Origin of the sequence: Streptomyces hygroscopicus subsp. hygroscopicus, from assembly GCF_001553455.1 — a bacterium.
GTDB classification, from domain to species: domain Bacteria; phylum Actinomycetota; class Actinomycetes; order Streptomycetales; family Streptomycetaceae; genus Streptomyces; species Streptomyces hygroscopicus.
Window position 1 is genome coordinate 1 of record NZ_BBOX01000349.1, and the last position, 2,888, is coordinate 2,888.

Below are 2,888 nucleotides of genomic sequence, written 5' to 3' on the forward strand. Positions count from 1 at the left end.
CGCGCAGGGGCTGACCTACCAGGCCCCGCGTATTCCGATCGTCTCCAACCTCACCGGCGACGTCGTGTCCGCCGAGGAGATCACGACGGCCGACTTCTGGGTGCGCCACGTCCGGGAGGCCGTGCGCTTCCTGGACGGCGTCCGCGCGCTCGAGGCCCAGGGTGTCACCACGTTCGTGGAGCTGGGCCCGGACGGTGTGCTCACCGCCATGGCCCAGGAGTGCGTGACCGGCCAGGACGCCGGGTTCGTCGCCGTGCTGCGCAAGGACCGCCCCGAGGCCGAGGCGCTGACCACCGCCCTCGCGCGGGCGCACGTCCGTGGGGTGGCGGTGGACTGGGCGGCCTTCTACGCCGGGACCGGCGCCACCCAGGTCGCGCCGGACCAGCTGGCCGAGCTGCCCACGTATGCCTTCCAGCGGCAGCGCTACTGGCCGAAGGTCTCGTCGCTGTTCCTCGGCGACGTGGCCGCGGTGGGGCTCGGCGAGGCCGAGCACCCGCTGCTCGGCGCCAGCGCCGAACTGCCCGGCGCGGACGGGATGCTGTTCACCGGGCGGCTCGCGCTGTCCACCCACCCGTGGCTCGCCGATCACACGATCATGGACACGGTGCTGCTGCCGGGCACCGCGTTCGTGGAACTGGCCGTCCGCGCGGGTGACCAGGTCGGCTGCGAGGTGCTGGAGGAGCTGACCCTCGAAGCGCCGCTGGTCCTGTCCGGGGAGGGCGGCGTCCAGCTGCGGCTGTGGGTCGGCGCGGCCGATGACACCGGCCGCCGCCCGCTGGCCCTGCACTCCCGCGCCGAGCACCTGTCGGCCGAGGAGCCGTGGACCCGGCACGCGTCCGGTGTGCTGGCGTCCGGCGGCCGTCCGGAGGCGTCGTTCGAGCTGAGCGCGTGGCCTCCGGCGGACGCCGCGGAGGTGGCGGTCGGCGACCGTTACGCGGAACTGCGGGACGTCGGCTTCGCCTACGGCCCCGCGTTCCAGGGGCTGCGCAGGGCGTGGCGGCGCGGCGGCGAGGTGTTCGCCGAGGTGGCGCTGGACGGGGCCACGGCCGAGGAGGCCGCGGCGTTCGGGCTGCACCCGGCGCTGCTGGACGCCGCGCTGCACGCGCTCGGCCTGGCCGGGCTCGGCGGCACCGAGACCGAGGGGCGGCTGCCGTTCGCCTGGACCGGGGTGTCGCTGTACGCGAGCGGCGCGGCCACGCTGCGGGTGCGGATGGCCGCGGTGGGCGGCGACGGGGTCCGGCTGGAGATCGCGGACGCCGCCGGAGCGCCGGTCGCGGCCGTGGACTCGCTGGTGCTGCGCCCGGTCTCGGCCGAGCAGCTGCACAGTGCGCGTACGGCGTACCACGAGTCGCTGTACCGCGTGGAGTGGACGACGGCCGGGCTGGTGGACGCCGCCGGACCGGACGCCGCGGGCGACGGTCCGACCGGTGGCCCGGGTGACGGCCGCTGGGCGGTTCTGGGGTCCGACGCGTTCGGGCTCGGCGTCCCGGCGTACGGCGACCTCGCGGCGCTGACCGCGGCGGTCGAGTCGGGTACGGCGGCCGTACCGGAGGTCGTGTTCGTCGCGCCGTCCACCGAGGACGCCGAGGACGCCGAGACCGGCGGGAACGGCGGGAACACGGCGGACGCGGCACGCCGCGCCACCGGAGAGACGCTGGTGCTGGCCCAGGAGTGGCTGGCCGACGAGCGGTTCGCCGACGCCCGGCTGGCGGTGCTGACCTCGGGGGCCGTGGCCACCGAGGCCGGTGAGCCGGTGGCGGACCCGGCGGGCGGCGCCGTCCGGGGTCTGCTGCGGTCGGCGCAGTCCGAGAATCCGGACCGCTTCCTCCTGATCGACCTCGACGGCCATGAGGACTCCCGGGCCGCGCTGCCCGCCGTGCTCGCGAGCGGCGAGGCCGAGGTGGCGGTGCGCCGGGGCGTTCTCAAGACGCCACGGCTGGCCCGCGCCGTGTCGGCGGCCGACGGCCGGGCCCCGGAGTGGAACCCGGACGGCACGGTGCTGGTGACCGGTGCGTCCGGTTCGCTGGGCGGTCTGGTGGCCCGTCATCTGGTGGCGGAGCGCGGGATGCGGCATCTGCTGCTGGTGAGCCGCCGCGGCGAGCGGGCGCCGGGCGCTGCCGAACTCGGCGCCGAACTGGCCGAGTTGGGCGCCGAGGTGCGCTGGGCGGCGTGTGATGTGGCGGACCGGGAGGCGCTGGCGGAGGTGCTGGCGGGCATTCCGGCCGATCATCCGCTGACGGCTGTGGTGCACACGGCCGGTGTGCTGGACGACGGGGTGATCGGTTCGCTCACTCCGGAGCGCGTGGAGCGGGTGCTGCGGCCGAAGGTGGACGCGGCCTGGCATCTGCATGAGCTGACCCGCGACCTCGACCTGTCCGCGTTCGTCCTCTTCTCCTCGGCCGCCGGTGTGTTCGGCGGTCCGGGGCAGGGCAACTACGCCGCTGCCAACGTCTTCCTGGACGCCCTCGCCCAGCACCGCGCCGCCCAGGGCCTGCCCGCCACCTCGCTGGCGTGGGGCCTGTGGGCCGGTGGCGGCATGGGCGACACCCTGGACGAGGCCGACATCGCCCGGCTGCGGCGGGCCGGAGTGCCTCCGCTGCCGGTGGCGGAGGGGCTGCGGCTCTTCGACGCCGCGCTGACCGTCGACGAGGCGTCCCTGGTGCCGATGCGCCTGGACCTCGCGGCGCTGCGCACCCAGCCCGCCGTCTCGCCGCTGCTGCGCGGTCTGGTGCGGGTCCCGGCGCGGCGCGCGGTGGACGCGGTCGCGGCGGGCGGTGAGACCGGTCTTGCCGGGCGGCTGGCCGGGCTGAGCGCGGCGGAGCAGGAGCGGCTGCTGCTGGACCTGGTGCGGGAACAGGTGGCGACCGTGCTCGGGTACGCGGGCGCGG

Annotated in this window: 1 protein-coding gene; it reads left to right on the plus strand. The window is 76.4% G+C overall.

Annotated features, from left to right (window positions below; all coding sequences use genetic code 11):
• Nucleotides 1–2,888: type I polyketide synthase (locus AXW62_RS30750; RefSeq protein WP_159060993.1), on the plus strand; the 2,888-nt coding region annotated here is incomplete at both ends.